At 66.2% G+C, this 26,904-nt stretch carries 28 protein-coding genes; 13 read left to right on the top strand and 15 right to left on the bottom strand.

Annotated features, from left to right (window positions below; translation table 11 throughout):
- The first annotated feature begins 15 nt into the window (after positions 1–15).
- The 12 genes from AC1DFC_RS08775 (at position 16) to AC1DFC_RS08720 (ending at position 9,401) form a co-directional block, all read left to right on the top strand.
- The gene (locus AC1DFC_RS08775; RefSeq protein ID WP_478179125.1) at positions 16–1,473 is read left to right on the top strand and encodes a type II and III secretion system protein family protein; all 1,458 of its coding nucleotides are present in this window, start codon (positions 16–18) and stop codon (positions 1,471–1,473) included.
- 11 nt (positions 1,474–1,484) lie between these two features.
- Positions 1,485–1,778 (top strand): hypothetical protein, encoded by a 294-nt coding sequence (locus tag AC1DFC_RS08770; RefSeq protein WP_478178996.1) that lies wholly within the window; start codon positions 1,485–1,487, stop codon positions 1,776–1,778.
- Between the two features lie 139 nt (positions 1,779–1,917).
- Positions 1,918–2,127 (top strand): Flp family type IVb pilin, encoded by a 210-nt coding sequence (locus AC1DFC_RS08765; RefSeq protein ID WP_478178995.1) that lies wholly within the window; start codon positions 1,918–1,920, stop codon positions 2,125–2,127.
- A 97-nt stretch (positions 2,128–2,224) separates the two neighbouring features.
- Positions 2,225–2,404, top strand: coding sequence for a Flp family type IVb pilin (locus tag AC1DFC_RS08760; protein ID WP_478178994.1), 180 nt, complete (start codon positions 2,225–2,227; stop codon positions 2,402–2,404).
- A gap of 90 nt (positions 2,405–2,494) precedes the next feature.
- Positions 2,495–2,671: a Flp family type IVb pilin gene (locus tag AC1DFC_RS08755; protein ID WP_478178993.1), complete on the top strand. Its 177-nt coding sequence runs from the start codon at positions 2,495–2,497 to the stop codon at positions 2,669–2,671.
- A gap of 99 nt (positions 2,672–2,770) precedes the next feature.
- Entirely contained in the window at positions 2,771–3,997 is a 1,227-nt protein-coding gene (locus AC1DFC_RS08750; RefSeq protein ID WP_478178992.1) for a pilus assembly protein TadG-related protein, read from the top strand.
- 10 nt (positions 3,998–4,007) lie between these two features.
- On the top strand, positions 4,008–4,466 hold the full coding sequence (locus AC1DFC_RS08745) for a TadE/TadG family type IV pilus assembly protein (protein ID WP_478178991.1): 459 nt from the start codon (positions 4,008–4,010) through the stop codon (positions 4,464–4,466).
- Entirely contained in the window at positions 4,463–4,894 is a 432-nt protein-coding gene (locus AC1DFC_RS08740; protein WP_478178990.1) for a TadE/TadG family type IV pilus assembly protein, read from the top strand. The genes AC1DFC_RS08745 and AC1DFC_RS08740 overlap by 4 nt, the downstream gene beginning before the upstream one ends.
- Before the next feature lie 19 nt (positions 4,895–4,913).
- On the top strand, positions 4,914–6,065 hold the full coding sequence (locus tag AC1DFC_RS08735) for a CpaE/TadZ family protein (RefSeq protein ID WP_478178989.1): 1,152 nt from the start codon (positions 4,914–4,916) through the stop codon (positions 6,063–6,065).
- 36 nt (positions 6,066–6,101) lie between these two features.
- Positions 6,102–7,472, top strand: coding sequence for a CpaF family protein (locus AC1DFC_RS08730; RefSeq protein WP_478178988.1), 1,371 nt, complete (start codon positions 6,102–6,104; stop codon positions 7,470–7,472).
- A 9-nt stretch (positions 7,473–7,481) separates the two neighbouring features.
- The gene (locus AC1DFC_RS08725; RefSeq protein WP_478178987.1) at positions 7,482–8,474 is read left to right on the top strand and encodes a type II secretion system F family protein; all 993 of its coding nucleotides are present in this window, start codon (positions 7,482–7,484) and stop codon (positions 8,472–8,474) included.
- Between the two features lie 12 nt (positions 8,475–8,486).
- On the top strand, positions 8,487–9,401 hold the full coding sequence (locus tag AC1DFC_RS08720) for a type II secretion system F family protein (RefSeq protein ID WP_478178986.1): 915 nt from the start codon (positions 8,487–8,489) through the stop codon (positions 9,399–9,401).
- 36 nt (positions 9,402–9,437) lie between these two features.
- On the opposite strand, the gene AC1DFC_RS08715 is transcribed toward AC1DFC_RS08720, so the two are convergent.
- From AC1DFC_RS08715 to araD, 14 genes are all read right to left on the bottom strand, one after another.
- Positions 9,438–10,130 (bottom strand): LuxR C-terminal-related transcriptional regulator, encoded by a 693-nt coding sequence (locus AC1DFC_RS08715; protein ID WP_007832072.1) that lies wholly within the window; start codon positions 10,128–10,130, stop codon positions 9,438–9,440.
- 25 nt (positions 10,131–10,155) lie between these two features.
- Positions 10,156–11,838 carry a sensor histidine kinase gene (locus AC1DFC_RS08710; RefSeq protein WP_478178985.1) on the bottom strand — a complete coding sequence of 561 codons (1,683 nt, stop codon included), beginning with the start codon at positions 11,836–11,838 and terminating at the stop codon, positions 10,156–10,158.
- A gap of 240 nt (positions 11,839–12,078) precedes the next feature.
- The gene (locus tag AC1DFC_RS08705; RefSeq protein ID WP_007832069.1) at positions 12,079–12,555 is read right to left on the bottom strand and encodes a hypothetical protein; all 477 of its coding nucleotides are present in this window, start codon (positions 12,553–12,555) and stop codon (positions 12,079–12,081) included.
- A 308-nt stretch (positions 12,556–12,863) separates the two neighbouring features.
- A complete protein-coding gene (locus AC1DFC_RS08700; RefSeq protein ID WP_478178984.1) occupies positions 12,864–14,237 on the bottom strand; it encodes a DUF5666 domain-containing protein in 1,374 nt (457 codons plus the stop codon).
- Positions 14,234–15,067 carry a DUF6502 family protein gene (locus AC1DFC_RS08695; RefSeq protein ID WP_478178983.1) on the bottom strand — a complete coding sequence of 278 codons (834 nt, stop codon included), beginning with the start codon at positions 15,065–15,067 and terminating at the stop codon, positions 14,234–14,236. Before AC1DFC_RS08695 ends, AC1DFC_RS08700 begins: the two co-directional genes overlap by 4 nt.
- Positions 15,068–15,187: 120 nt before the next feature.
- Positions 15,188–15,733, bottom strand: a complete 546-nt coding sequence (locus AC1DFC_RS08690) for a GspH/FimT family pseudopilin (protein ID WP_478178982.1) — start codon at positions 15,731–15,733, stop codon at positions 15,188–15,190.
- An 8-nt stretch (positions 15,734–15,741) separates the two neighbouring features.
- Positions 15,742–18,813, bottom strand: a complete 3,072-nt coding sequence (locus tag AC1DFC_RS08685; RefSeq protein ID WP_478178981.1) for a pilus assembly protein — start codon at positions 18,811–18,813, stop codon at positions 15,742–15,744.
- Positions 18,810–19,382 (bottom strand): hypothetical protein, encoded by a 573-nt coding sequence (locus tag AC1DFC_RS08680; RefSeq protein WP_478178980.1) that lies wholly within the window; start codon positions 19,380–19,382, stop codon positions 18,810–18,812. The genes AC1DFC_RS08685 and AC1DFC_RS08680 overlap by 4 nt, the downstream gene beginning before the upstream one ends.
- Positions 19,379–20,512: a PilW family protein gene (locus tag AC1DFC_RS08675; RefSeq protein WP_413334986.1), complete on the bottom strand. Its 1,134-nt coding sequence runs from the start codon at positions 20,510–20,512 to the stop codon at positions 19,379–19,381. Before AC1DFC_RS08675 ends, AC1DFC_RS08680 begins: the two co-directional genes overlap by 4 nt.
- The gene (locus AC1DFC_RS08670) at positions 20,509–21,081 is read right to left on the bottom strand and encodes a type IV pilus modification PilV family protein (protein ID WP_413334985.1); all 573 of its coding nucleotides are present in this window, start codon (positions 21,079–21,081) and stop codon (positions 20,509–20,511) included. Before AC1DFC_RS08670 ends, AC1DFC_RS08675 begins: the two co-directional genes overlap by 4 nt.
- A complete protein-coding gene (locus AC1DFC_RS08665; RefSeq protein ID WP_056597027.1) occupies positions 21,075–21,479 on the bottom strand; it encodes a type IV pilin protein in 405 nt (134 codons plus the stop codon). The genes AC1DFC_RS08670 and AC1DFC_RS08665 overlap by 7 nt, the downstream gene beginning before the upstream one ends.
- 380 nt (positions 21,480–21,859) lie before the next feature.
- Positions 21,860–22,840 (bottom strand): Bug family tripartite tricarboxylate transporter substrate binding protein, encoded by a 981-nt coding sequence (locus tag AC1DFC_RS08660; RefSeq protein WP_007832053.1) that lies wholly within the window; start codon positions 22,838–22,840, stop codon positions 21,860–21,862.
- A 39-nt stretch (positions 22,841–22,879) separates the two neighbouring features.
- Positions 22,880–23,590 (bottom strand): ribonuclease activity regulator RraA, encoded by a 711-nt coding sequence (locus tag AC1DFC_RS08655; RefSeq protein ID WP_007832051.1) that lies wholly within the window; start codon positions 23,588–23,590, stop codon positions 22,880–22,882.
- 46 nt (positions 23,591–23,636) lie between these two features.
- On the bottom strand, positions 23,637–25,364 hold the full coding sequence (gene araD, locus AC1DFC_RS08650; protein WP_478178979.1) for an L-arabinonate dehydratase: 1,728 nt from the start codon (positions 25,362–25,364) through the stop codon (positions 23,637–23,639).
- Between the two features lie 94 nt (positions 25,365–25,458).
- Between araD and AC1DFC_RS08645 the strand changes: the two genes are divergently transcribed.
- Positions 25,459–26,151 carry a GntR family transcriptional regulator gene (locus tag AC1DFC_RS08645; protein WP_007832047.1) on the top strand — a complete coding sequence of 231 codons (693 nt, stop codon included), beginning with the start codon at positions 25,459–25,461 and terminating at the stop codon, positions 26,149–26,151.
- Positions 26,152–26,395: 244 nt separating this feature from the next.
- Here the strand turns inward: AC1DFC_RS08645 and AC1DFC_RS08640 are convergent, their stop codons facing one another.
- Positions 26,396–26,839 (bottom strand): universal stress protein, encoded by a 444-nt coding sequence (locus AC1DFC_RS08640; protein WP_413334980.1) that lies wholly within the window; start codon positions 26,837–26,839, stop codon positions 26,396–26,398.
- Positions 26,840–26,904: the final 65 nt, after the last annotated feature.

The following is a 26,904-nucleotide window of genomic DNA, read 5'->3' as shown; positions in this document are numbered from 1 at the left end:
CTGGCGGCACTCACGATGATGGCGGCCCCCGCCATCTCCGCCGAACTCGCGGTGCCTGCCGCGGCTGCGGCCGCCACCGCCGCCGTTGCGGCGCCCGCGGCACCAGCCACCCGGCGCTGCACCGCGATCATTCCGGACGACCAGCCGACGCAGGCCGTACTGGGCAAGTCGGTGGTCATCCCGCTGAAGGCCCGCGTCGTCCGCATCGTGGTCAGCGGGCAGCCGCCGAGCCGGGCGCCCGCAGCGGCTGCCGTGCCGGCGGGGATGGCGCCGCCAGCACCGGCCGCGGCTGCGAATGCCGGCGACGGCATTGCCGATGTCGACGTGACGCTGCTGAGCCCGACCGACCTGTTCTTCCGCGGCCGCCAGGCGGGCTCGATGAACGTCGTGCTGCAGAGTGCGGACGGCACTTGCTACATCAAGGATGTGATCGTCACCATCGATCCGGGAGCGCTGCAGTCCAAGCTCGCGGAACTGATGCCCGAGGAGCGCCGCATCCAGGTGCGCAGCGCGGAAAAGTCCATTGTGCTCACCGGCGAGATCAGCGATGCGCTCAAGCTCGACGACGTGATGAGCCTTGCGTCGGCCTACGGCGCCGACGGCAAGAAGGTTGTGAACCTGCTGCGTGTCACGGCGCCGCAGCAGGTCATGCTCGAAGTGAAGATCGCCGAGGTCAGCAAGACCTTGCTCGACCGGTTGGGCTCGCGCGTGGGCATTGCGCGCACGGGCAACGGCGGCTTGAACAACTACTCGCTGATCTCCAACTTCCTGAGCACGGGCGCAGGGCTGGTTCAGGCGCTTCGCGTCGGCCGCACCTCGCTGACCATCGACGGCCAGAAGGACGACGGGCTGGTGCGCATCCTCGCGGAGCCCAACATCATGGCCATCAGCGGCCAGCAGGCCAGCTTCCTGTCGGGCGGCAAGATATTCATTCCGGTGGCGCAGAGTGCCGCCGGCGGCGGAGGGACGAACATCACGCTGGAGGAGAAGGAGTTCGGCATCGGGGTCAAGTTCACTCCGACCGTGCTCAACGGCGACCGGGTCAATCTCAAGATGGTGTCCGAGGTGTCGGACCTGTCGCAGACCGGTTCGCCCTTCACCACCGTATCGGGCGTCACTGCCGTGCTGCCTTCGCTGACGGTGCGCCGCGCCGACACCACCGTGCAGCTCAACGACGGCCAGAGCTTCGTCATTGCCGGGCTCATCAAGAGCAACGTGACCGAGACCATCAAGCGCTACCCCGGGCTCGGCGAGGTGCCGGTGATGGGGGCACTTTTCCGCAGCACAGAGTTCCAGAACGACCAGACCGAATTGATGTTCGTCATCACCCCGCGCCTGGTCCGGCCGCTGGCCGAGTCGCCGCGAGTCCCGACGGACAACCACGTCGTTCCCAGCCGCGCCGAGGTCTACCTGAACGGCGCCCTCGAAAGCACCACCCCGGCATCGGCCGCCCCGGCCAGCGACACCCAGTGAGGAGCACCGCCATGTTCATCAGATCGACCACCCTTGCGCTCGTATGCCTCCTGGCGACCGGCTGCTCGCATGTCACGCCCAACTACGACGCGCGCTTCGGCGACGCTGTGCGCGACGCCAAGAGAAAGATGACGCTGAACCCGGAGGCCGGAAAGAACGGCGACCCGGTCGTGGGTATGGATGGCCGTGCGGCACGCGAGTCGATGAATCAGTACCACGAGTCTTACAAGACGCCGCCACCTGCGGTCAATGTCATCAACATCGGCGGCCAGATCGGTGGTCAGGGCGGTGGCTCGGCGAAGTGACAAGCCGCGTTTCGCGGATTCATTCCACACGAGCCTTCACATGGAAAGGAGAACGCCACGAATTGCAACGAACTTTTTTCCCCAGCACGCATTTTTCAAATCTGATTTCCAACTGTTCAAACCTTGAAAGGAAAGAACCATGAAAAACTTTCTCCAGGCCATCGGCCAATCCACTGGTCGCTTTCTCCGCGACGATGACGGCGCACAGGTCGTCGAGTACGCACTGATCATCGCGGTCGTCTCGATCGCGCTGATCGTTGCGCTGAAGGCGCTCACCAACAACGGTGGCAGTTTCTCGACCTTCATCACTCATGTGAGCAACTGCCTCACCGGAGTGTCCTGCCCATAAGCAGCTAGAGGGCGGGGCGGGCAGGGCTGTTGCCCGATCCGATGTCCGCTTCCGCCGCTCCCACTGCCCTCTTCAACAAAGAATCGAGGTAGTCACTATGTTCAAGTCATTCCTGCAGGACGAAAGCGGCGCTCAAGTCGTGGAGTACGCGCTGATCATCGCTGTCGTCTCTATCGCGCTGATCGTTGCGCTGAAAGCGCTCACCGACAACGGTGGCAGCTTCTCGACCTTCATCACTCATGTGAGCAACTGCCTCACCGGAGTGTCCTGTCCATAAGCAGTGCGAGGGCGGGGGCGGGCCGGCGTGTCCATGGCTCGCAGCCCGCCATTCAGGCTGTCTGCCCAACACAGAAGCGAGGTTCTCATCATGTTCAAGTCATTCATGCAGGAAGAGCGCGGTGCTCAGGTGGTCGAGTACGCACTGATCATTGCCGTCGTCTCCATCGTGCTGGTGATCGCGTTGCAACCGCTGGTGACCAACGGCAGCCTTACTGCCTTCATTACCCGCGTCACTAATTGCCTCAACGGTTCGGGTTGTTCCTGAGCCTTTTGTGCCGAACCACCACCGTCACTGCGCGCGAGGCCCACCATGCAAGTCCGTTGCACTCATCGTCGTCATCGTCATCATCGCCAGCGTGGCGCGATGATCGTCACTGCCGCGCTGTTCCTGTTGTTCTTGCTGGGCTTCATGGGCATTGCGCTCGACTTCGGTCACTTGTTCGTCGTCAGGACCGAACTGCAGACGGCGGTGGACAGTTGCGCGCTGGCCGCGGCGCGCGAGCTCGACAAAACGAGCTCGGCGATCACGCGGGGCAAGAGCGCCGGCCAGACGGCCGGCAACGCGAACCGGGTGAACATGCAGTCGGCCACCTGGAGCGGGAAGGGCCAGATCGTGGCCACTGAAGTCACGTTCCGCGATAGCGCCTACGCGGCTACGATCGATCCGACCGCGGCCGTCTACGCGCAATGCGTGCACACCCAGCCCAGCATCAAGATGTGGCTGTTGCAGGCCATGGGTGCCTTCTCGGGCGATACCGCCGGGAACCCCGCGACACGCAGTGTCGCGGCGAGCGCCGTCGCCACCCGCGCCAGTGCACAGACCGCGTGCCCCATTCCGGTCGCGGCGAAGCCAAAGCCGGGCGGCACGGCGCCGAACTACGGCTTTGCTGTCGGCGAATGGGTGACGCTGATCATGGCGCAGAACGCGGCCGTGGGCGGCCAGATCGGCTGGGCCAACCTCGACGGCAGCAACAGCGCCTCGGAAACCGAAGCCGAACTCAACGGCCGCTGTGGCGCCAAGGTGGGCGACACGATCGGTACCCCCGGCGTGCAGACCTCGGTGGCCGACACCTGGAACTATCGCTTCGGCATCTACAAGAACAGCGGCGATCCGAGCGTGGATCGGCCCGACTACACCGGCTATGCCTACACCTCGCTCAACTGGCCCGCGCAGTTCAATGCCTATAACGGCCCGGCGCCTGGGTCCGGAACTGGCCAGAACTTCGTGACCAAGCGGGCCGCCTTTGCTTCCTGTGCCGACACCGGCACCAAAGTGAAAGGCGCGAACAGTTGCGAATCGATCACCGGGCTGTCGCTCAACAGTTTCCAGAAGCTGGCCAATCCCGGCAACGTTGCCGGAGGCCACATGCAGTACGGCCTGGACCGCCGCATCGTCACGGTGCCGGTCATCGACGGCGGCAACCACGTGATCGACTACCTCTGCATGCTGATGCTGCAGCCACTGAGCATTCCGATGACCAACGTGCAGTTGGAATTCCGCGGCAACGCCGGAGCCGTCGGCAGCCCCTGTACCACCAGCGGATTGGCTGGCGGATCGGCAGGCCCGCTGGTTCCGGTCCTGGTGAGATGAGGCGAGCATCATGAAAAATTCCCATCGCACCCAGCATGGCGCCGCGCTGATCGAGCTGGCGCTGATCACGCCGCTGCTGCTGCTGCTGACCTTCATCACCACCGAGTTCGGCCGTGCGATGTACGAGTACAACGCGGTCGTCAAATCAACCCGCGATGCGGTGCGCTACCTGTCGGTGCAGACGCCCAACACGCACGTCACCGAGGCGCGCAATCTGATCGTGTACGGTAACACTGCCGGCACCGGAACGCCGCTGGCACGCGGGCTGAGCCTTGCGAACGTGCCGGCCGGCAGCTGCTGCACCTGGCAAGCGGCCGGGGCCAACCCGATCATCACCACGGTCACGGTGCGCGTCAGCAGCTACACCTTCCATTCGATGTTTCCTTCGGTGATGGGTGTTGTCTTCACCGGTGCGAACGGAAACATCGTCTTCAGCGAAATCAACGCCACCATGAGGGCGCCATCATGAGACACCACCACGTCAAAGGCGCGACGACCGTCGAATTCGCCCTGGGCCTGCTCATCTTCCTGATGCTCCTTCTGGGCATCGTCGACTTCTCGCGCATGCTGTTCATGTGGAGCGCGGCCCAGGAGGCAACGCGCGCGGGAGCCCGGTATGCGGTGGTGTGCGACGACACCGCCTACCAGGCCCAGGTGCTCGCCCGCATGAAGGCGCTGCTGCCGCAGATCAGCACCGTGTCGGTGACGTGGGCGCCTTCGGGCTGCACGGCCGCTACGTGCCAGGGCGTCACCGTCAGCGTCACCGGCCTGAACTACCAGTGGATTTCTCCCATCGTGGGCGCCGCCGCGCCGCTGATCCCCATGCCTGGGTTCTCGACCTACCTGCCGCGCGAGGTCATGCGCAAGGACCCGAACAGCGCGGCCATCTGTTCCTAGCAACGCACCGGACACGACCATGAAGATCGCCATCATCTCCCCCAATCCGAACCACCTGCAGGACATGCGCAAGGTCCTCGAAGCGCGCTCCCATCACGTGTCGCTGTTCGAGGGCGGCAAGAGCCGGATGCAGTGGGTCGTCGAGAAGGCAGCGCCCGAGATGCTGCTGGTCGACGGCATGTGCTGCGACCTTCAGGAGCTCGTGCTGGTGGAAAAGCTCACGCTGCAGCACCCGGCGATCGCGGTGGTGCTGCTGTGTGCCATGCAGACCCCGGAGTTCCTGATCCACGCGATGCGCGCGGGCGTGCGCGAGGTGCTGCCGTCGCCTTCCGACACCGCCGCGCTCGAAGCCGCCGTCGAGCGCATCGCGCTCAAGATGGCCGGCACGCAGGCGCGCAGCCCCGGCCAGGTGGTGGCGTTCATGCCCTGCAAGGGCGGCAGCGGCTCGACCTTTCTCTCGACCAACATCGGCTACCAGCTCTCGCGGGAGCGCTCGGTGCTGCTGATCGACCTGAACCTGCAGTTCGGCGACGCGCTGTCGTATGTCAGCGATATGCGGCCGACCTCCACGATGGCGGACGTTGCGCGCGACATCGGTCGCCTCGACGCGTCGCTGCTCACGGCCAGCGTGGTGCGCGTGGCGCCGGGCTTCAGCATCCTGCCGGCACCCGACGACCTTTCGCGCGCGATGGACGTCAAGGCCGAGCACATCGACGCGATTCTGCAGGTCGCGCTGCCGATGTACGACTTTGTGCTATTCGACCTCGGCCCGCGCATCGACACGCTCTCGATCCGGGTGCTGGACCGTGCGGACCGCATCTTTCCCGTGCTGCAGCCGAGCTTGCCGCATATCCGCAACGTGACGCGCCTGATGCAGGTGTTCAAGTCGCTGGGCTACCCGCCCGGCAAGGTCGAGTTGCTCGTGAACCGCAGCGCAGGCGGCGGCGAGATCGGGCTGTCTGACATGCGGCGCTCGCTGGTCGGCGCGACGCTCTCGATCGTGCCGGACGGCGGCAAGGATGTGGACACGTCCATCAACCGGGGCGTCCCGCTGGTGGAGATGTCGCGCGGCAGCGCGCTCGCCAAGCGGCTCGCCGAGATCGCCCACACGCTCAGTCCGCGGCAGGAGGCGGCGCCCGGTTTCATCGGGCGGCTCTTCCGCCGCGCCTGATCACAGATCCATTCTTCAACAGCAAGGCAGGTTCCCATGTCATTCAGAGAACAGCTCAATGCGATCGAGACCGATCCCGGCCGCGGGCAGGCGGCCCATGCCGCCGACCTAACGGCCTCGCCCTTTGCGTCGGATGCCTACAAGTTGCTGAAGGAGCGCATGCACCTGAAGCTGCTGGAGCGCTTCGACCTGGCCGCGCTCGAAACCCTGAAGCCAGAAGTCCTGCGCCAGGAAATCTCGACCATGGTCACGCGCCTGCTGCAGGAAGAGCCCGAGGCGCTCAACGACATCGAGCGGCGCACGCTGATCCGCGACATCCAGCACGAGATGCTCGGTTTCGGGCCGATCGAGCTGCTGATGGCGGACCCGTCGGTCTCGGACATCCTGATCAATTCGCACGAGAAGGTCTACGTGGAGCGCCGGGGCCGGCTGGAGCTGACCAATGTCAGCTTCACCGACGAGAAACACCTGCTGCGCATCATCGACAAGATCGTCTCGCTGGTGGGGCGGCGCATCGACGAGTCCAGCCCGATGGTCGATGCGCGGCTGCCCGACGGCTCGCGTGTCAATGCGGTCATTGCGCCGGTGGCGCTCGACGGGCCGATGATGTCGATTCGCCGTTTCGCGAAGATCCCGCTGCGCATGGAGAACCTCGTGAACGACCTCAAGTCGCTGACGCCGCCGATGGCGCAGATGCTCGAGGGGCTGGCCCAGGCAAAGGTGAACATGCTCATCTCCGGCGGCACGGGCGCGGGCAAGACCACGTTGCTGAACATTCTCTCGGGGTTCATTCCGCCGACCGAACGCATCATCACCATCGAGGATGCCGCGGAACTCCAACTGCAGCAGCCGCACGTGGCGCGCATGGAGACGCGGCCAATGAACATTGAGGGCAAGGGCGAGATCACGCAGCGTGCGCTGGTGCGCAATGCGCTGCGCATGCGGCCCGACCGCATCGTCATCGGCGAAGTGCGCGGCGCAGAGGCGGTCGACATGCTGCAGGCGATGAACACCGGTCACGAAGGCTCGCTCACCACCATCCACGCCAACACGCCGCGCGATGCGCTGGCGCGGCTGGAGAACATGATCGGCATGGCGAACTTGAACCTGCCGCACCGCACCGTGCGCCAGCAGATCGCCTCGGCCATCACGGTGGTCGTCCAGGTCCTGCGGCTGGTCGACGGGCGGCGCAAGGTCACCAGCATCCAGGAGATCACCGGCATGGAAGGGGAGGTGGTCACCATGCAGGAGATCTTTACCTTCCACCAGACCGGCATGGGCCCCGACGGCCAGGTGCGTGGCCATTTCCATGCGACGGGCGTCAGGCCGAAATTCGCGGAGCGGCTGCATGCCTACGGCGTGGACCTGCCCGACACCATGTTCGAGCCGAGCAAGCATTACGAATAGGAGGCCGCCATGTTCGACACCCTGGGGGGGCACACCCTCATTACCGTCACCGTGCTGGTCTTCGTGACCGTGCTGCTCATGATCGAGGGTCTGTACCTGCTGTGGCGCGCCTACAAGGGGCCCGAAGCGCGCAAGATCGAGAAGCGGCTGCAGGCGTTTTCCGCAGCGATCGACCGCACGTCGCAGGCCCACCTGGTCAAGGAGCGCATGCTCAGCGAGGTGCCGTGGATGCAGCGCATGCTGCTGACGCTGCCGCGGGCGCACCGGTTGGACCGCTTCATATTGCAGGCGGGGCTGGACTGGACAGTTTCTAGCTTCCTGCTGGTGTGCGGCGTGCTCGGCGTGTTCGCGTTCTTCGTGACGGCGTGGACGGCGCGCCAACCAATGCTGCTGGCGCTCGCCGCCGGAATCGGCGCGGCGATGCTTCCAGTGATCTACCTGCAGCGCCAGCGCAGCCGCCGGCTGACCCGCATGGAAAGGCAGCTGCCGGACGCGCTGGACCTGGTGACGCGCGCCCTGCGCGCAGGGCACTCGTTCGCGAGCGGCGTGCAGATGATCGGCGAGGAAATGAGCGATCCGATCGCCAGCGAGTTCCGCATGGTCGCCGACGAAGTGAATTTCGGCGTCTCGCTGCAGCAGGCGCTGACCAACCTCAGCGAGCGCGTGCCGCTCACCGATCTTCGCTACTTCGTGGTGGCGGTGCTGATCCAGCGCGATTCCGGCGGCAACCTGACCGAGGTGCTGGGCAACCTGAGCCGGCTCATTCGCGACCGGCTCAAGCTGCTCGCGCGGGTGCGGGTACTGTCGTCGGAAGGGCGCCTGTCGGCCTGGATCCTGGGACTGATGCCGTTCGCCATGGTGGCGCTCATGAACGTCTTCAACCCCGAGTTCATGGCGCCGCTGTGGACGGACCCGATCGGACAGACGGTGCTCAAGTACATGCTGGTGCTGATGCTCGTGGGCATCGTGCTCCTGCGCAAGATCGTGAAGATTCGCGTTTGAAGGAGAAGGGCCATGACCATGCTGTTTCCCATCCTCGTTTTCCTGGCCGTGTCGCTGGCGATCGGCGGCCTGGCGGTCTGGCTGTCGCCGACGCGCACTGCGCAGCGCCTGCAGGCGGTGGCGCCATCGGCCGGCAAGTCGGCCTGGACCGAAACCGCCGTCCGGATCGTCGGTCCCTTCGCGCAGTTGTCCTCGCCCACCAGCGACGTAGACCTGTCGCCGCTGCGCTTGCGTTTCCTGAATGCCGGCATCCGCTACCCGGATGCCTACCTCGTTTACTTCGGCATGAAGACGCTGCTGCCGCTGGGCTTTGCAGCGCTCGCGTTCCTGGGAATGCGGACGACGGGAGCGGCGGACGGCACGGAGATGCTGCTGTACCTCGCGGTGGCGGCGCTGGTCGGGTGCTACCTGCCCAACCTTGTGCTGTACATGCTCATTCGCGCGCGCCGCCGCGAGATATTCGAGAACTTCCCCGATGCCGCCGACTTGATGCTCGTGTGCGTCGAAGCGGGGCTGGGGCTTGACGCCGGCCTGGTCAAGGTCACTGAAGAAATCCAGGTCAAGAGCGCGGCGCTCGCGCAGGAACTGCACTGGACCAACCTGGAAATGCGAGCCGGCGGCACGCGGGAGAAGTCGCTGCGCAACCTGGCGCTGCGCACAGGCGTGGAAGAGATCGGCACCTTCGCGACCATGCTGACCCAATCGGACCGGTTCGGCACCAGCATCGGCGAATCGCTGCGTGTGTTCTCCGACGATCTGCGCCACAAGCGGCAGGTCCGCGCTGAAGAGTTGGCGGCCAAGGTGCCGACCAAGATGCTGCTGCCGCTGGTGCTGTGCATCTTTCCGTGCATCTCGCTGGTGATCCTCACGCCGGCGGCGATCCGAGTCGTCCGGATGATCATGCCGATGCTGAACGGGACGACTTGAGTGTGCCGGGGGCAACCCGGCGCGGCGGCGGCTCGCTCAGTGCGCGACAGCCGTCGCGTCGAGCTGATGCTTCACCGCGTGGATGTACAGCTCGAGGCGGTTCGTCACGCCGAGCTTCTGGTAGATCGAGGTGAGATGGTTGCGCAGCGTGTGCTCGGTGACGAAGAGCTTTGCGGCCAGCGCCTTGTTCGAGGCGCCGCTGCCCGCCACCACGACGCGGATGATCTCGCGCTCCTTCTGCGTCAGGCTGGCCAGCTTGGCGGCTTCGGGGTCGGCCTTCGGCGGCTTCTTCGCCGAGGTCAACTGGGAGAAGACGCGGCCCATGGTCTGCGGATCGACGCAAAGCTCGCCGTTGTAGACGCGTTCGATGGTCTCGAGGACTTGCTGTGCCGAAGCGTCCTTGCGCATGACGCCGCGGGCGCCGTGCAGCACGGCAAGGTCGAGCATGCGCTGTTCGCGCTCCGCGGTGAGCACGAAGACGCGCGACACCTCGTTCGACAGGAGGCTGGGCAGGATGTCGATGGCGCAATGGCCGTCCAGGTCCAGGTCGAGCACAACGATATCGGGCGCGAGGCTTGCCGCCGTCGCCACGGCGTCTTCGCAGCTGCTGGCGGTGCCGACCACCTTCATGCGCGGTTGTTCCCCGTCGATCAGCCTGGACAGGCCCCACAGCATCGTCTTGTGGTCGTCAACGAGCAGAACGCCGATGGAATGGGCAGCAGGTTGCATGACGGGCTCCTGGTCTTGTCTTTTTTCAGATGGGAATTTCCACCACCACCGCGGTGCCGCCGCTGATGCACTGGCGGACCTGCGCCCGCCCGCCGAGGGCGGCGGCGCGTTCGGTGATGGAACGGGGGCGGAATTTCGTGAAACCCTCTTCGCAGGCTTCGTTCTCGATGCGCAGGTGCAGCCGCCCGTTCTTGCAGCCGAGGCGGATGCTGCCGTGGTGCGCGTGGGTGTGCTTGCAAATGTTGTTCAGCCCTTCGCCGACCATTTGCAGGACTTCCGCAGTCATACGGTCGTCCAGCAGGACCTGGCCGTCCACGGCGACGGCGATCTCTATGCCGTAGAGCCCCTTGATGCGCTCGGCCTGGCGATGCAGGTGGGGCAGCACGAGCCCGCAGGGGCTGTTCGCACCGTGCTTGACCGCGCCGGCATAGCGGCGCAGGTCCGCGATCACGCCGTCGGCCACGCTTGCGAGCTTGTCGAGATCCTCGCGCAGCGGGTTGTCGGTGGTGGCCTTCTTGAGCAGTGCGCACAGGCCCATCCGCAGGCCGATGTAGGGCTGCACGGCCGTGTCGTGCAGGTCCAGCGCGATCTTCAAGCGCTCCGCGGAGGCGGCTTCGGAGGCCATCCGGTCGAGCACTTCGATGGTCTCGATGACCGGGAAGATCTGCTCCATGAGGTGTGCCAGGAACAGGGCGTCGGACTTGTTGAACAGCCCGTCGCCGGATGACACGAAGACCCGGCCCTCGCCCAGCCGCATCGGCAGCGGAGCGCTGATGAAGCTGCGGGCCTCCAGCATGGCGGCCACGGCGGCGCAGCGCTGCGCGCCTTCCTCGTCCTCGACGCGCCAGCCGCTCGCGCCGGCTTCGAGGGCATGGCTTTGTGGCCACAGGCGGTTCAGGGGCCAGGGCATGCGGCTGCTGACCACGGTGAGCTCCGGTGCCAGCGCCATGAGCGGCGACTCGGCGATGCGCCCGATCGTCTCGACGCTGACGTGTTCGCAGGCGTCGTCCTTGCGCAGCGTGCGCAGGATCCAGTCGCCGGTGGAGGTGTCGCGCGTCAGGAGGATGCAGTGGCTCGCCCGGAAGAAGGCCAGCGTCTTTTCCATCGTGCGGGCGATGGTGCGGCCTGCGCCGAACCGGGGGTTGGACAGCTGGCTGACATCGCCCAGCAGTGCCAGGCGCCGCTGCAGGGCCAGCTTGGAGCCGCCCCAGTGCACGATCATGTGTCCCAGGGCCAGCAGGAACGTCGCGCGCATCAGCAGCTGCGGCGTGTCGTCGCCAGTGCTGGTGGCGAGGCCGCAGGCGGCAAAAGAGGCGACCGATGCAATAGTTACACGGGCGCCTTCCTCGAAGCCCCAGCGGAACGAGGAGGTCAGGATCGCGAAAAAGTAGAACAGGAAGAAAAGGCTCTGGACGCCGTCGGTCACGAATACGATCAGCGTGAACCACAGCACGTCGGACCAGTGGATGGCCTTGCCCTGGAAATACGGGCGGCCGATGCGGGTGCACCCGTACACCAGCAGGCTATGCAGGATGTAACCGGAAAAGGCCAACCAGACCGCCCCCGAAACCTGCTGCCGGTGGTCACCCGCGTCGACGGCAACGGCGAGCAGCGCCGCAAAAGACAGCACGAGGCGCATGCGGGCCACCATGAGAGCATCCGCAGCAATGCTCGCGTCGACGTCGGGGGCAGTGGTGCGTGTGAGCATGGAAAAAGCGGGAAAGCGATGTGTGTGAAGGTTTCACATTACTACTTTCGTAGTCGAAGACAATGCAAATTGATACCTTTCGTCACATTGTGACGTTTGTTACGTATAGTTTCAATTGCGGGTCTGAAGGGGTTTTCAGACCGCTGCCGGGGGAGCGGCTTCGCCGATCAGCAAAAAAACTCGCTGATTGCAGGTACCTTTCCCGTGCGAAACAGCGAAGCCGCTGTCGAGCGCGCGGATTCAGGTCCGCCGCGCGACCAGCGCTGTCTGCCCCAGGGGAGTCACCCGCAGGATGACTGCCTGCCTGAACTTCTGCTGGGTTTGCCTGGCGCGGCAGGGCGGGGGAAGCGTGGCTTCCACCATGCCGGCAGCATTCAGTACGGCCACCGAGTTGATTTCTGCCGGATCGTCGGTGCGCAGGGGGAAGACCGAGTTTCCGATCTTGCGCAGGTAGTCGAGCGGCATGAGGGGCCACTTCGGACCGTCGGCCGCTGCAGCGCGGCTGGAGCGAAGGCCAGCGATCTCCGCGTGCCCTTCGTCCGTGATGGTGAACACCACGGCACTCTCGTACTTTTGGTAGCCAAGGTCATCCAGATGGAATTCGGCTTCGACAAGTCCGGTCGCAAGCAGAACCGCGGCGTGCCTGATGTCCGGCTCGGCTGTAAGCGTCACCGGAAATCTCTCGTGAAGAAGCCGAAGGAGGAGGGTGAGCGGCATACATGCTCCTGTTCGCACTGGATGTGCGCATCGAGACATGGGGAGGGGATGCGAGCGGGTTTCCCCGTCGAAGCACCTGGACTGCGCCGCCTCCCGCAAACCCCTTCAGGACGCGTGACGAAACCACGGATGGAAAGCCGTGGCTGGATGTATGCCGTTCGTCACGACGGAGATAGGGCATTGGCGCCTTAAATGTGATTTTTTCACTTTAGGCGTTTTGTTGTACAGCAACCGACCGGCCTTGTCGATAGGCGGGAAGGCCGGGGCGTGAATCGAGAGGGCGTCCATCGTCGCGGGCGCTCGATGGGTCAAGGCGTGAACGTCACCCGCTGTGCGATCAGCACGCCGTTGACCACGCGGTCTCCCACCACGGTAACGCGCCGTCCATTGGCCAGGTCCGCGGCGGTGCCGTTCTCGAAGACGACGCCGGGCGCTCCGGCGTTCACGGGCTTGCCTTGCACCCTGAAATCGGCGGACGACAAATAGGTGCCAATGGCACCGATCAGCGTGAACGAGGCCGGGCCGCCGGTGCCCGGAATGTTGCGGATGCGCAGTTTCTTCACCACAAGCACGCCGCCGGACATGAAGCCGTCGACCTCGACCTTCACGCCATTGCCGAGCGAGCCCACGGGTCCGCCCGTGATCTGCGCGTTGGTCGCATCGACCGGCGTGCCCAGAACCTTGAACGAGCCGCGCGAAGCGAAGTCGGTGATGACGCCCGCCAGCTGGACAGCGATGCCGTTGCTCACCGGAACGGCATACCAGCCCTCCACCTTCGTGGCCACGAACAGGTTCGCGAACGGCGCGGCGGTGCCCCGTACGCGCACGATGGTCCCGTTGGCGAGCGACGATGCGTCCAGGCCCGTGAACGCAGCCGCGCCGAAATCGATCGTCAGCTGCCCGAGCATGAAGGTCTTGCGCGCGCTATCGATGTTCTCCACGGTGCCCGTGACCAGAGGGGCGCTCAGGGTTGGAGCGACCTGAATCCGGGTGGCGCGCAGGGTGCCCGGCGCACCGGGCAGGCCCCACACCTGCACGATGCTGCCCGAGACGACGTCGGCCAGCCCGCTCGCGTCGGCCCAGACGGTGGCCGAGTCGATGCTCACGATGGTGCCCATCACGACGAAGCTGCCGGCGGGGATGTCGATGGCCGAGACCGCACCGCGCAGTTCCGCGGCCGACACGACCTGGGTCGCGACGCCGCTGGTGAAGTCCGCGTCGACCTTGCCGGCAACGCGTGCGCTGATGCCGATCTGCAGTTCGGTGGCATCCTCGATGGTGATGGCGGCGCTGTCAGTGTTGTAGCGCAGCCCGTTGAGGATGATGCTGCCCAGGCCGTCCGCCGCGCCGATGCCGGCGGCGTCGGCAGTCACGCCGGTGCCGCCCGAACCCACGCCGGAGCCGTCGGTGCTGCCGTTGCTGGCGGTGCTCGTGTCGCCGCCGGTGCCGCTGCCGGTTCCGGATGCGTCGCCGGTGGCACCTGTGCCGGTTCCGGTGCTCGCTCCGGCCGCGGCGTCTGCGCCTGCGCCCGCGGTCGCCGTGCCGGCCGCACTGCTGCCAACGCCCGCCACCGAGCCGCCGCTGGCACCGTCTCCACCCCCGCCGCAGGACAGCAGCAGGGCCACGAGGGCGACGTACAAAAGACCGAGCATGAGCCGGCGGGGTTTCTTGATGTTGTTCATCGCGTGGGCTCGCTTTCAGGGGGACGGGGCGGCGCAGGCGCGCTCTCGTCTTCGTAATAGGTGTAGATGCCGACGCGGATGCGCGCCTTGGCACCGGCGGGGGCGCTGTCGACCGCCCGCGTCATTTCCTGCGCCAGTTCGTGGTGCAGGGTCGCCCAGCGCTCCCGCGCGAGGCGCTGGATCTGCTCGCATTCCTGCAGCGTCAGCCCGCGCGCGTACACCGCGCGCTCAAGCATCCTGGGCTCCTCGCCCAGTGTGTTTGAGACGGCCGCCAGCAGATGGTCGCGGCCGTTGTCACCGAGGAAGGCGAGCATGGACTGGAGGTTCTGCACGGGCACGAAGCCGTCGGTCGTGAGTTCGACCACGCCTTCCTCCTCGGTCACCATGTTCAGGCGCACCAGTTCGTCGAGGATGGTGCGGTGGTGCACGTTGCCGCGGCTGCTCATGCGCGCCACGGTCTCGAAGGAGGGGGCGGCATTGCCGGTGGTGATGGGCAGGCGCCGGAAGGAGTCGTCCTGGGTCAGCATCTGCAGCCACAACGTGAAAGTCTTGGCCGCTGCCGACAGCTCCGTGTGGGGCAGGGGATCGACGGTGGCCCGGACCTTGGCGGTCACTGCCTTGCGGTTCAGGCCGGTGGTCACCGAAAGCTGGCTCAGGTTGGGCTTGGGCACGCCCTGGCTGCGCCAGGTTCGCTGTGCTTCCTCGATCAGCAGGTCGCGCAGCAGTTCCTCGAGGTGGGGATGCTTGACCCCCATGGCGAGGGCCAGCCGGACCACCGGACGAAGAATGCGAGCGCAGGCGGCAAGGGCCCAGTCCAGCCGGTGTTCCATGGAGGCGAGCGATTATTCCTGAAGGTGCGGTTCGAAAAGGGACGGCAGCGCTGGCTGCCGACCACGGGTAAGCGCTATTGTCCTGCGCAACAGCACCCGTGTGAAATCTTTGGACCGCTTTTAGCCGTTTCCGGCGCAAGTGCCGTCGGCCAAACGTTTGACACTGGTCCGGCCCGTGGCGCTGATGTTGACGAGGCGGGCCTGGCTGGCGCTGGGTGAGGCCCGGCAGATCGTGATGCTTGCAGGGCTTGCGCCGACGCCGGTGGCCTGGAAGGTAAGGGCACTCGTTCCCCCGGAGTCGCGCAGCTGGTAGCCGCCGGCAGCGGCGGGCTGCTGCAGCAGCACCTTCGTGCCGCTCAGCACGATCCATCCGGTTTCCCATTGGCCCGAAGTGCTGCAGCTGGCGCCGTCGGCCGAAACGCACAGGGTGACGGCGRCATTGCGTTTGATGGCCTCGCTGCGCGCAAGCTGGCCGCTGGCGACCAGGGCCGTGGCGTAGGAATTCAGCCGTGTCGAAAGGCGCACGCTGTCGAACGAAGGCACGGCGATGGCGATCAGCACCACCATCACTGCCAGCGTGACCATCAGCTCGACCAGCGTGAAGCCGCGCGGCCGGGGGGGGCGGCAACCCGTGCCGGGGCGGTTGCTCCTGCTCTTGGGAATCACGGGCCCGCCTATTTCTGGATGAACCAGTAGACCCGGCCCTTGGGCTGCTTGAACGCCGACTTCGGGGTGGCGCCCTTGGGGCTCAGGAAGGAGTCGGGCCTGGCGCCGATCACCACGTCGCGGATGCTGCCGTCGTCCAGCTGGACCCGGCCCACCACGGGCGAGGGGGCCAGGCCGCCGCCCACCACGTTCTGGAACCGGCCGGTGCTGCCGTCGGGTGGCGCGGCATTGGCATACGACACGTTGTAGACATTCGCCGTGCCGAGGTCGGCTTTGCAGGACTGTGTGTTCGGCGTTGTGGGAATGTGGGTGTTGAAGGTTGTGATGCCGTAGGCCGTCACCGACGCGGTCACCACCTGCTCGCCGGGTGCGAGGGCCAGGTACCAGCCCTTCTTGCTCGCAAGGTCGGTGGCTGTGGGCGTTGCCGTGCTGGTGATGGCCTGCAGGGAGGCATGGCACAGCACGGGGGTGCTACTGCATTTTGTCGATTCGGAACTCAGCCAGGCGGTGTCGGAGGGCTTGTCCACCAGCATGTAGAAGCGGTTGGCCACGCTGAGCGCGGCGCTGTAGTAGCGCAGCGGCTTCTCGCGATCGCCGGAGCCCAGCAGGATCACGTACACGCCGTTGTCCTGGACCACGTCCGGCCCGAACATGAACTTGCGGTTCGGCGTGCAGGTGCTCACCGTATCGCAGCCGAGCGAGGCGATCTTCGTCATGCTCCAGCTTCCCGGCGTCGCGTCGCCGATGGTGATCCTGTAGACATTACCGCCCAGGTCGGCCGCGTAGGCGATCTGTGCCAAGCCAAGGCTGTCGCTGACGATGGTGACTTCGCCCGCCACCGCGCGGTCGGTGACGAAGCTGTTGAGCTGCGCGCCGGTGGCAGCATCGAGCACATAGACGCGGTTGCCCTTGGTGCCCGTGCCGCAAGCCTGGGCGGCCGAGTTGGTGTCGACGTCTTCGCACTTGTCGTAGCCGCCGCCGAACACCAGCATCGGGCTGTTGCCGGCGCCGTAGCCGGCCGACTTGACGACCTTGGGCGCCGACCAGGTCTGGCCGATGCCGCTCATGCCTGTGTCGCAGCCGGTGTCGTTGTCCTGGTTCGGGCAGCCCTTGCGCCACTTGAGGCTGGGCGCTGCGGGATTGGACACGTCGAAGGCATAGATCAGCCGGCCGCCGCGGCGCATGCTCGCGAACAGCCAGGCGGTGGAGCTCTGCCGGTAGGCAGCTACCGCACCGTCCATGCCGTAGGGCTTGGGTGCCACGGAGCCGGTGGTGGCCAGCAGGCCGGGGAAGTTGATGCGCGTGCTGTTGTCGTACAGCCGCTTGAGGCTGCCGTAGAACTCTGGCGGCACGAAGGACCACAGTTCGTCGCCCGCCGCCGCCGAGCCGATGGCCGTGCTGCGATTGCCGTTGACGGCGCGCAGCACGCCGTCGTTGCCGCCGTAGAAAACCACCACCTGAGGCACAGCATCGGTGCCGTAGTTGATGGCCACAGGGCGCGAATGCACCACGTCGCCGTGCACCGAGGGGCGCATGCTGGTTGAGGTAAGGGGGTTGCCACTGGCGTCGGTGCGTTCGTCGCCCTTGTTGTCTGCGCCGCGGACCCAGTTGATCAGGTTGGTGCGGTCGGTGGCGCTCGCAACGCCCAGGGCCGCCTGGGTGATGCTGCCGTTGCCATCGGCGAAGCTGGTGAGCGCGGTGCATGAGCCGGGTGCGCAGGTCTTCATGTTGCGGTTGGCCACCGCGAGGCGGCGCAGCATGTAGCCTTGCGCGCCTTTCTCGACCACGTTGCCGTCCGGGCTGTCAGCCGCCTCCTTGCCGAGGCAGTCGCCGGAGGGGCGGAAGCTCCAGTAGGCGTCGGTGTTGCTCGGCAAGGGCGTCCAGTAGCTGCGCGCGCAGGGCGCGACGAAGCCGGTCTGGTTGTTCACCGCGTTGGCGCCGGCGGCGTCCTGCAGGACGAGCTGGCTGCTGCTGTCCAGGCCCAGCTTGTATTGCTTGAGGTTGCCGTTCCAGCGCGGCAGCGCGTCCTGGTCAGGGCGGAACATGCCGACGAACACCTGGTTCAGGTAGGTGCCCTGCGTGTTCACGCTCACCGGCAGGCTCACCGAAGAAAACACGCTGTTGACCGACTGGATCTTGCTGAAGATGTCGTCGAGCGCCGCACCCAGCGAAGCCCCCAGGTCGGGATCGGACGAAATGTCGTAGTACTCCCCCTTGCTCTGGGTGGCCATGCTCTTGAGCAGCGCGCTCCAGCCGGGGCCCTGGCCGCCGGTGGCCTTGGCGGCTTCGACTGCGTAGACCTTGACGCCCATGCTGCTTTGCAGGAATCGCGCCCATTCGTCGGCGGTGTTGTCCTGCGAGCCGCTGGGGCTCAGCACGATCGGGGTGGTGCTGCCGCCCGCCGCGAGCAGGGCGTCGGAAGAGGTCTTACTGTCGCTGGTGTTGTCCTGCGCGGCGCCGTTGCTGATGTAGATGACGTACGTGCCAATGCAGTTTTCGGTGCTGGGGCCCACGTAGGTGGTGCTGTTCACCGCGTTCAACGCGTTGCGCGGCAACGCGTACACGGCCTTCGACGCGGCTGTGCCGTAGACGCTGCCGCTGTAGTCGGCCTTCAGCTTGTTGTTGCCGGCGATTGGGGTGCCGCTGGCAAGGTAGCGGTAGACCTCGGCCATGGTCTTGCCGGCCTTGCCGCCGTTGGACTTGTCGGCGAGCTTGTCCAGGCTGCGGATGAGTGCGCCGTACGTGACCTTGGTGCCGTCGTCCAGCGTGCGCACCGCAGCGCGCACGTAGCCGCCGTCGGAGTTGGAGTTGCCGCCGCCGGTCTCGGTGAACATCATCAAGCCGACCTTGAATTTGTTGGACGGCAAGCTCTCGAAGGCCTTGGCGAGTGCAGTGATCTCGGCCGTGAACGGCTGGTTCCAGTTGGCCGTGTTGTCCAGCACGAACAACACATTGGGCGCCTGGGTGGCGGCCTGGTTGTAGCCCACGAAAAGGTCGATGTCCTCGGCTTGCGCCTGGCTCAAAGGCAAGGCCAGCAGGGCGGCGGCGCACAGCGGCGCGAAGAATTTCTTTGTCATCATGGTGTCGGCCCGGTCGTATTGCACAGCGCGTCGAACTGCGCCTTGTTGAGCAGCGCTCGCACTCCTTGGCGCACGGCGGTGATGGGGGTGCCGGCGGCGTCGGTCACGGTGGTGCTGATGTCCCAGACCGAGTTGTATTGATCTGGCAGGGTGGAGAGCCCCGAGCCGCTGCTGGAGGCCCCGCCGGTGATGCCGCTGGGCCCGGTCACCGTGCCGCCGCCGCTGTCGACGGCCTTGGTTGCGCGCACGCACACCGGAGGGGCAACCGAGACCGTGTAGTCGGGGGTGCCGTCGTTGTTGATGTCGACCAGGCTCGCGGTAGCCTGGGGCGTCGTCAGCGAGGGGGTGCCGTCGGAGTCCGGCGCCAGCAGGCTGCTGGCAACTTCCTCGATGGCGCGGTTGGCTGCGGCAACGGCTTCGTTGCGAGTCTGCAGGTTACCAACCGACTTGAGGTCGGAACTGCTGAGATTGAACGCCGCGGTAACCGTGAGGGTGATCAGCAGCAGCATGATCATCCCGATGAGCAGAGCCGCGCCCTGCTGGCGGCGCATGGCCGGTGTATGGGTCATGGCGTCTCCCTTCGACCGGTCACGTTGGTCAGCCGCACGGTGGTGGAGAACGCGTGGCGCTTGTAGTGGTCGTTGAACGGGCCCAGGGTGGTGGAGCCCAGGTTGTAGGTGCGCGTGTCGGTGTGGCCCGGCGAAACCTCGGTGCTGCGCGCGAGCACATAGAGCTTGACCGCCACCACGTTCACCAGTTGGTCGGCAGTGCAGGGCGCGGCGACGCTGCAGTGCACGAAACTGCCATCGGGGCTGCCGTCGCCGCGGTTGGAAGGGGTCATCCGGTCGGTGGCGTCGGCCCAGTTGATCGCTGCGGCGTAGTTCACGGCGGCGCTGGTCTTGCCGATCGTGTCCAGGCCGAACTCCACCCTGAACCCCTCGACACCCTCCATCAGAGGGACCGGCGGCTGCTGCGCCAGGACGCCGGCCGCCAAGTCGAAACGCGAGCGCGCCAGCGTCGGTACGCCGTCGCCCACTGTCTCGGCATAGTCGCGCACGTAGTAAATGTCGGCAACGAACTTGCGCTTGGGCGAAGGCGTCGTGCAGTTCTTCATGAACATGTTGCCGAAGCCGCTGGTGGACAGGTCGAACGACGAGGGCTTCTGCGTGCCGCACAGCGAGGACTGGAAGTACAGGTTGCCGGCGATGTCCGCCTCGCAGTTGGGCGTGCCGGGCAGGCAGGTCTCGGCGTGCCGCACCACCAGGACGTCGGTGTTGGCCTTCTTGTTCTTCAGCAGGTCGGTGCAGGTGGCGGGCACGGTTTCGTAGCTCTGCACCGGCAGATCGAGCAACTTGCGCTTGTAGTCGTCGGTCCAGTTGACCAGGGAGTAGGGCAGGCAGGGGTCGGGCGGCGTGCCGGTGGGCACGTGCTCCGGCACGCCATTGACCGTGAGATCGTCGAACTGGGGCATGTAGTTTTCCCAGAACCCGGCGTGGGAGAGCTCGTTCTCCAGGACAAAGATGCTGAGCCGCCCGCTTTCGATCTGGCGATTCACGCGTTCCATTTCGCGCTGGGTGCCGCTCACGTTGAGGAACAGCGCGAGCAGGGCTGCCATCACGATGAGCATGATGGTGATCGACACCATCAGTTCGATCAGCGTCAGCCCGCGCTGCCGATGGCGCGACGCGGTGGCCGTCATGAAAGGGCTCCGATGCGTACGAGCGTGGTGACCGTCCTGCGGCACAGGTCGTTCACGCAGCGGGTGCCGGTGGCGTCGTACAGGTCCTTGCCGCAGCCCACGCCGGCGGATGGGGCGGAGATTGGCACCAGGCCCTGCCATGCGACGGTGACGAGGTACTCGTTGTTGCCCATGTCCTGCACGCAGCCGCGCCCGCCGATCACCGTGCCGAGCTTGCTGCTCCCCGAGGTTTCGGCCGCGCCCTGCAGCGCGTTGCACCATTCGGCGGTGTCTACCTGCTGGCGTGTGCCGGTGGCTGCGGGGCACGTGCTGCCGCTGCCCAGCGGGGTACTGGTGACGTAGCTCGAGGCCATCCGGCGATTGATCGCGATGCGGTTGGCCATGTCGTTCAGCATGACCAGTGCCTGCGAGCGCTGGTACGACTCCATCTCCGACGCCTGCAGCCGAGCCTGCAGTCCCACGAGGCCGAACAGCCCGAAGGCCACCACGACGACGGCGACCATCACCTCCAGCAAGCTCACGCCACGCTGGTTGCGCGCCTGACGGGTGCCGCGGGCGCCTCTCACCATTTCGCAAGCGGCGTCTTCACGCCTTCGCTGTTGAGAGTGAGCGCGCCGTCGCCCGACTGGCTGCCGAGCGGTGTCAGCGTCAGCGTGTACCCGGGGACACCGGTTGTAGACAGAGTGATGTCGTAGCTGTAGTTGCTGCTGACCTCGGCCGGCAATGCGTATCCGCTGGCTGTCAGCGCGGCCTTGTCGGCATAGTTGCGGTTCGCCAGCAGGAACTGCTGCTGCCGGTTGGCGATATCCATCATCTGCGCCTGTGCCGCCGATCGCTTCGAGCGGATGACGTACTGCTGGTAGCTGGGCAGCGCGATGGCCGCCAGGATGGCCACGATCGCCACCGTGATCATCAATTCGATCAGGGTGAAACCGCCGGTTTTGCGCGCGTGCGAAGGCTCGTTCATCGTGATGCGTTTAGAAATGTTTCACATTGTTATAAATGTGAATTTATCACATCAAACGTGTGTGTGAACCTTTTTCCCGGCGCGATTCGCGGCACGGGCGCAACAGGTGCGCCAAAGGGTGTCAGAGGACGTTGCAACTTGCTTCTCCTTGCCACGGACTGATAGTGGCCCTGAGAGGTGGCAAAGTCCAGTTCGACGGCGATGGGCACACCGTAGGACCCGGACTACCTGCGTGAGCGCAGGCCAACCGTCGCCCGGAGCGAGGACTACGCGCACAACCGGGTACCCAGCGTGAGCCCGCCCAGCTCGGCGTGCGCGAGTGCCGCGCGCGCTACCCGCTCATGGCTGCAGGCCGCCGCGAGGGGGAGGGAAGGGGGCTGTCAGTCGGCCACGGCGCCCGATTTCTTCACCAGTGCGGCCCAGCGCGGAATCTCCCTGGCCATGTGATCACGCAGTTCTTCCGGCGTACTTCCCACGATCTCCATCGCCAACTGGTCCGAGAGCCGGGCCTGCACATCGGGCTGCTTGAGCGCCTTGACGATTTCGGCATTCAGGCGCTGGACGATCGGCTTGGGCGTGCCCTTGGGTGCGTACACGGCCTGCCACGACGACATCTCGAAGCCGGGAATGCCCGATTCGATCATGGTCGGCAGCTCGGGCGTCAGGGCGATGCGCTTGCCCGTGGTCACGGCCAGCAGCTTGAGCTTGCCGCTCTTCACCAGCGGCAGTGCGGCCGTCACCTGGTCGAACATGAAGGGCACCAGCCCAGCGGCCACGTCGGTCATGGCCGGCGGCGTGCCCTTGTACGGCACGTGGGTGAGCTTCACGCCGATGAGGTCGCCGAACATCTCGCCGGCCAGGTGGGTGGAGGTGCCGGCGCCGGAAGAGGCAAAGGTGCGCTTGCTCTCGTCTTTCTTCAGCAGTGCCACCAGTTCGGCCACCGAGTTCACGCCGAGCTGGCTGTTGACGATCAGCACGTTGGGCAGGCGCGCGACCAGCGAGACGGGCTCGAAGTCCTTCATTGGGTCGTAGGGCAGGTTCTTGTACAGGCTCGCGTTGATGGCGTGCGTGCTGATGGTGCCGCCAAGCAGCGTGTAGCCGTCGGGCTTGGCCTTGGCGACATAGGCCGCGCCGATGCCGCCGGCCTGGCCGGGCTTGTTGTCGACCACCACCGACTGCTTGAGGCTGTCGCCCAGCTTCTGGGCCAGCGTGCGCGCCACGATATCGGTGGATCCGCCGGCGGTGAAGGGCACGACGTAGACGATCGGCTTGGCGGCCGGCCAATCGGAGGCCTGGGCCCAGGTGGCCACGGGGGCGAGCGCAGCCAGGAACAGCGCCGCGGCGCCACGGATGAATTTCATGGATTTGTCTCCTCGGGAATTGGGGAAAGAGAAAGGGCTTCAGCGGCCGCGGGCGCTGCGCCAGGACGCGAAGTCGGTGCGGCTTTGTTCCTCGGTGGGCGGATACAGGCCGAGGATGGAGCGGCCTTCGAGCACCTTTTCCTGCACGAAGTCCTCGAAGGCGGTCATCTCGGTCGCTTCGGCGGCGATCTCGTCGGCCATGTGGGCCGGAATGACGATCACGCCCTCCGCGTCGCCCACGATCACGTCGCCGGGGAACACCGGCGCGTCGCCGCAGCCGATGGGCACGTTGATGTCGATGGCCTGGTGCAGCGTGAGGTTGGTCGGCGCGCTCGGGCGGCGGTGGTAGGCCGGGAAGCCCAGCTTGGCAATGTCGGGGCTGTCGCGGAAGCCCCCGTCCGTGACCACGCCGGCCACGCCACGCTTCATCAGCCGCGTGACCAGAATGCCGCCGGCCGATGCGGCACGCGCATCTTTTCGGCTGTCGATCACCAGCACGGCGCCTTCGGGGCATTGCTCCACCGCCTTGCGCTGCGGATGGTCGCGGTCGAGAAAAACGCTGATCTGGTTCAGGTCTTCGCGCGCCGGCATGTAGCGCAGCGTGAAGGCTTCGCCCACCATGTTCGGCAAGCCGGCGTCGAGCGGTCGCACCTCCTGGATGAACTGGTTGCGCAGGCCGCGCTTGAACAGGGCGGTGCACAGGGTGGCGGTGCTCACCTTCATGAGCAGGTCGCGGGTGGCGGGATTCACGTGTTGTCTCCGTTCTCGAAATTAAAAAAGGGGGAGGGCAGTCGGATCAGAAGATGTCGGGCTCGGGCACCGGCTTGCCGAAGCCGGTTTCGAGGAAGTCGAAGTCGCAGCCTTCGTTGGCCTGCTTGATGTGGCGGCCGAACATCCAGCCGTAGCCGCGCTCGTAGCGCGGCGGCGGCGGCGTCCATGCGGCCCTGCGGCGAGCCAGTTCCGCGTCGTCGACGTCGAGGTGGATGCGCCGTGCGGGCACATCCACGGTGATGCGGTCGCCGGTCTTCACCAGTGCCAGCGGGCCGCCGATGGCCGCCTCGGGCGAGCAGTGCAGCAGGCAGCCGCCGTAGCTGGTGCCGCTCATGCGTGCGTCGGACAGGCGCAGCATGTCTGTCACGCCCTGCCTGAGCAGCTTGGTGGGAATCGGCAGCATGCCCCACTCGGGCATGCCGGCGCCACGCGGGCCGGCATTGCGCAGCACCAGGATGTCGTCGGCCGTCACGTCGAGTTCGGGGTCGTCGACCGCCTTCTTGAGCGACGGATAGTCGTCGAACACCAGTGCGCGGCCGGTGTGCCGCAGCAGGTGCGGCGCGCAGGCGCTGGGCTTGATCACGACGCCGTCGGGCGCGAGGTTGCCGCGCAGCACGGCCAGCGCGCCTTCGGCGTAGATGGGGTTGGCGAGCGGCCGGATGACGTCGTCGTTGTAGACCTCGGCGCCCGTGATGTTCTCGCCGAGGGTGCGGCCGTTGACCGTCAGCGCCTCGGTCTTCAGGTGGCCGCGGATGCGCTCCAGCATCGCCGGCAGGCCGCCGGCGTAGAAGAAGTCTTCCATCAGGTAGGCGTCGCCGCTGGGGCGGATGTTGGCGATGACGGGCACGCGGCGGCTGAAGTCGTCGAAGGCGTCCAGGCTCACTGCATGGCCGGCGCGGCGCGACATCGCGATCAGGTGGACGATGGCGTTGGTGCTGCAGCCCATGGCCATCGCGCAGGCGATGCCGTTCTCGAAGCTGGCGCGCGTGAGCATCTTCGCGGGCGTCCAGTCTTCCCACACCATGTCGACGATGCGGCGGCCGCAGTCGGCGCTCATGCGGATGTGGTTGGCGTCGGCCGCGGGAATGCTGGAGGCGCCCGGCAGGGTCAGTCCGACGGCCTCGGCGATGCCCATCATGGTGGCCGCGGTGCCCATGGTCATGCAGGTGCCGTGGCTGCGCGCGATGCCTGCTTCCATCTCCGCCCAGGCCTGGTCGCTCAGCCGGCCGGCGCGGCGCTCGTCCCAGTACTTGAAGGCGTCGGAGCCCGAGCCCAGCACCTTGCCCTTCCAGTTGCCGCGCAGCATGGGGCCGGCGGGCAGGTAGATGAAGGGAATGCCCATGCTGATCGCGCCCATCGTGAGGCCGGGCGTGGTCTTGTCGCAGCCGCCCATCAGCACCGCGCCGTCCACCGGGTGGCTGCGCAGCAGCTCTTCCGTTTCCATGGCCAGGAAGTTGCGATAGAGCATGGTGGTGGGCTTGACCATGCTTTCCGACAGCGAGATAGCCGGCAGCTCGAGCGGGAAGCCACCGGCCTGCAGGATGCCGCGCTTGACGTCCTCCACCCGCTGCTTGAAGTGCGAGTGGCACTGGTTGGCATCGCTCCAGGTGTTGACGATGGCGATGAGCGGCTTGCCCATCCAGTCGGCGTGGCTGTAGCCCATCTGCAGCACGCGCGAGCGGTGGCCGAAGGAACGGAAGTCGTCGGGTGCGAACCAGCGTGCGCTGCGCAGGGATTCGTAGTGGCGTTTCATGGGGGTTGTCTCTGTGGGCGCAAGGCGCGGCTGGGCAAGGTCGGCGGGATTAAAACACTAATATATTAGTACGTCAATGCCACAATCCGGCCCGATGAGTGCACTTCCCAAATTTCGACTCGACCGCACCCGCCTCGCCGCGCCGCAGGTGACGGAGAAGCTGCGCGACGCCATCCTCTCGCTGGACCTGGTGCCGGGTACCGTGCTGGCGCGGCAGGAACTGGCCGACCGCTTCGGCGTGAGCCAGACCCCGGTGCGCGAAGCGCTGCTGCGGCTCAACGAGGAAGGGCTGGTGGACGTGTTCCCGCAGCACGCCACGCTGGTCAGCCGCATCGACATCGCGGCGGCCCGGGAGGCGCATTTCCTGCGCCGCTCGATCGAGCTGGAGCTGGTGCACCAGCTCGCGCTGGAGCCGCCGGCGGGGCTGGTCGAGCAGATGAAGGCCGTCATCGCGCAGCAGGCGGCGTTGTCGACGGCACAGCGCTATGGCGATTTCGTCGGCGCCGACCGCGCCTTCCATCACCTGATGTACGAGGCCGGCGGCGTCGCCAGCCTGTGGGAACTGGTAGGGCGTGTCTCGGGCCACGTCGACAGGCTGCGCCGCCTGCACCTGCCCACCGCCGGCAAGACCGAGGCGATCCTGCGCGACCACCGCGCCATCGTGCGCGGCATCGAGGCAAGGGACCCGGCGGCGGCGCAAGCGGCATTGCGCCGGCACCTGTCGGGCACGCTCAGCGCGGTGGACGAGATCTGCCGGCAATATCCGGACTACGTGGCCACGTCCTGATCCGCGCTCAAGGCCGCCAAGGTGGTGGACCGGCTGCCGGGCACGATCCTCGTGGACGCGGACGAAGCCGGAGTCGCTTCCGTGGTTCGGAAGAACAAGAACTGGACCTTCTCGCCGCAGCGCAGCGCGAGCATCGCCCCTGCGCATCGGCGGATTCGGCGGGCCGCCTAGCGGCAGCATCGATCGAGAAAAAGCCCGGCATGCCGGGCTTTTTTCGGCTCCTCGCCGATCGGCACGGGGCCTGCTACCGCAACACCAGCACCGGCAGCAGCGAGCGCGTCAGGACTTGCTGGGTTTCACTTCCCAGCAAGAGGCGCCTGATGCCCTTGCGCCCGTGCGACGCCATCACGATGAGATCGCTCCTGTTCTTCTTCGCGGCCGCGATGATCGATTCGGCGACGAGGTCGGAGCTGGCCTGGGCCGTCCTGATGCGCACGCCCTGTGCCAGCGCCCGGTCGCGAACGGCGTCGAGCGTCGCCTGCGCCTTGTCCGCCCACTGCTTCTCGATGCGGCCAATGTCTTCGGCCGAGAACGACATCGACCCCTCGAAGAAACTCTTCGGATAGCGGGGAACGACGGTCAGCGCGACCAGGTCCGCGTCGTTCTGGGCCGCCAGCGCGATCGCGCTCTTGACGGCCTTCCTGGAAAGAGCGGACCCGTCGGTGGCGACGAGGATGCGTTTGAACATGGGAATCTCCGGGAGGCGTGCTGCCGAGGTTAGGCACACCCGGGCCGGCGGGCTTGACGCAGATC

It is taken from the genome of Variovorax sp. 10L421 (assembly GCF_056395365.1).
Note: the sequence above shows the minus strand (reverse complement) of the source record. Positions and strands in the feature narration are given on the sequence as shown.

Excerpts from the sequence above, each read along its gene's own strand:
- AC1DFC_RS08775 (WP_478179125.1), top strand. The coding sequence starts at position 16 with ATGATGGCGGCCCCCGCCATCTCCGCCGAACTCGCGGTGCCTGCCGCG.
- AC1DFC_RS08770 (WP_478178996.1), top strand. The coding sequence starts at position 1,485 with ATGTTCATCAGATCGACCACCCTTGCGCTCGTATGCCTCCTGGCGACC.
- AC1DFC_RS08765 (WP_478178995.1), top strand. The coding sequence starts at position 1,918 with ATGAAAAACTTTCTCCAGGCCATCGGCCAATCCACTGGTCGCTTTCTC.
- AC1DFC_RS08760 (WP_478178994.1), top strand. The coding sequence starts at position 2,225 with ATGTTCAAGTCATTCCTGCAGGACGAAAGCGGCGCTCAAGTCGTGGAG.
- AC1DFC_RS08755 (WP_478178993.1), top strand. The coding sequence starts at position 2,495 with ATGTTCAAGTCATTCATGCAGGAAGAGCGCGGTGCTCAGGTGGTCGAG.
- AC1DFC_RS08750 (WP_478178992.1), top strand. The coding sequence starts at position 2,771 with ATGATCGTCACTGCCGCGCTGTTCCTGTTGTTCTTGCTGGGCTTCATG.
- AC1DFC_RS08745 (WP_478178991.1), top strand. The coding sequence starts at position 4,008 with ATGAAAAATTCCCATCGCACCCAGCATGGCGCCGCGCTGATCGAGCTG.
- AC1DFC_RS08740 (WP_478178990.1), top strand. The coding sequence starts at position 4,463 with ATGAGACACCACCACGTCAAAGGCGCGACGACCGTCGAATTCGCCCTG.
- AC1DFC_RS08735 (WP_478178989.1), top strand. The coding sequence starts at position 4,914 with ATGAAGATCGCCATCATCTCCCCCAATCCGAACCACCTGCAGGACATG.
- AC1DFC_RS08730 (WP_478178988.1), top strand. The coding sequence starts at position 6,102 with ATGTCATTCAGAGAACAGCTCAATGCGATCGAGACCGATCCCGGCCGC.
- AC1DFC_RS08725 (WP_478178987.1), top strand. The coding sequence starts at position 7,482 with ATGTTCGACACCCTGGGGGGGCACACCCTCATTACCGTCACCGTGCTG.
- AC1DFC_RS08720 (WP_478178986.1), top strand. The coding sequence starts at position 8,487 with ATGACCATGCTGTTTCCCATCCTCGTTTTCCTGGCCGTGTCGCTGGCG.
- AC1DFC_RS08715 (WP_007832072.1), bottom strand. The coding sequence starts at position 10,130 with ATGCAACCTGCTGCCCATTCCATCGGCGTTCTGCTCGTTGACGACCAC.
- AC1DFC_RS08710 (WP_478178985.1), bottom strand. The coding sequence starts at position 11,838 with ATGCTCACACGCACCACTGCCCCCGACGTCGACGCGAGCATTGCTGCG.
- AC1DFC_RS08705 (WP_007832069.1), bottom strand. The coding sequence starts at position 12,555 with ATGCCGCTCACCCTCCTCCTTCGGCTTCTTCACGAGAGATTTCCGGTG.
- AC1DFC_RS08700 (WP_478178984.1), bottom strand. The coding sequence starts at position 14,237 with ATGAACAACATCAAGAAACCCCGCCGGCTCATGCTCGGTCTTTTGTAC.
- AC1DFC_RS08695 (WP_478178983.1), bottom strand. The coding sequence starts at position 15,067 with ATGGAACACCGGCTGGACTGGGCCCTTGCCGCCTGCGCTCGCATTCTT.
- AC1DFC_RS08685 (WP_478178981.1), bottom strand. The coding sequence starts at position 18,813 with ATGATGACAAAGAAATTCTTCGCGCCGCTGTGCGCCGCCGCCCTGCTG.
- AC1DFC_RS08680 (WP_478178980.1), bottom strand. The coding sequence starts at position 19,382 with ATGACCCATACACCGGCCATGCGCCGCCAGCAGGGCGCGGCTCTGCTC.
- AC1DFC_RS08675 (WP_413334986.1), bottom strand. The coding sequence starts at position 20,512 with ATGACGGCCACCGCGTCGCGCCATCGGCAGCGCGGGCTGACGCTGATC.
- AC1DFC_RS08670 (WP_413334985.1), bottom strand. The coding sequence starts at position 21,081 with ATGGTGAGAGGCGCCCGCGGCACCCGTCAGGCGCGCAACCAGCGTGGC.
- AC1DFC_RS08665 (WP_056597027.1), bottom strand. The coding sequence starts at position 21,479 with ATGAACGAGCCTTCGCACGCGCGCAAAACCGGCGGTTTCACCCTGATC.
- AC1DFC_RS08660 (WP_007832053.1), bottom strand. The coding sequence starts at position 22,840 with ATGAAATTCATCCGTGGCGCCGCGGCGCTGTTCCTGGCTGCGCTCGCC.
- araD (WP_478178979.1), bottom strand. The coding sequence starts at position 25,364 with ATGAAACGCCACTACGAATCCCTGCGCAGCGCACGCTGGTTCGCACCC.
- AC1DFC_RS08645 (WP_007832047.1), top strand. The coding sequence starts at position 25,459 with ATGAGTGCACTTCCCAAATTTCGACTCGACCGCACCCGCCTCGCCGCG.
- AC1DFC_RS08640 (WP_413334980.1), bottom strand. The coding sequence starts at position 26,839 with ATGTTCAAACGCATCCTCGTCGCCACCGACGGGTCCGCTCTTTCCAGG.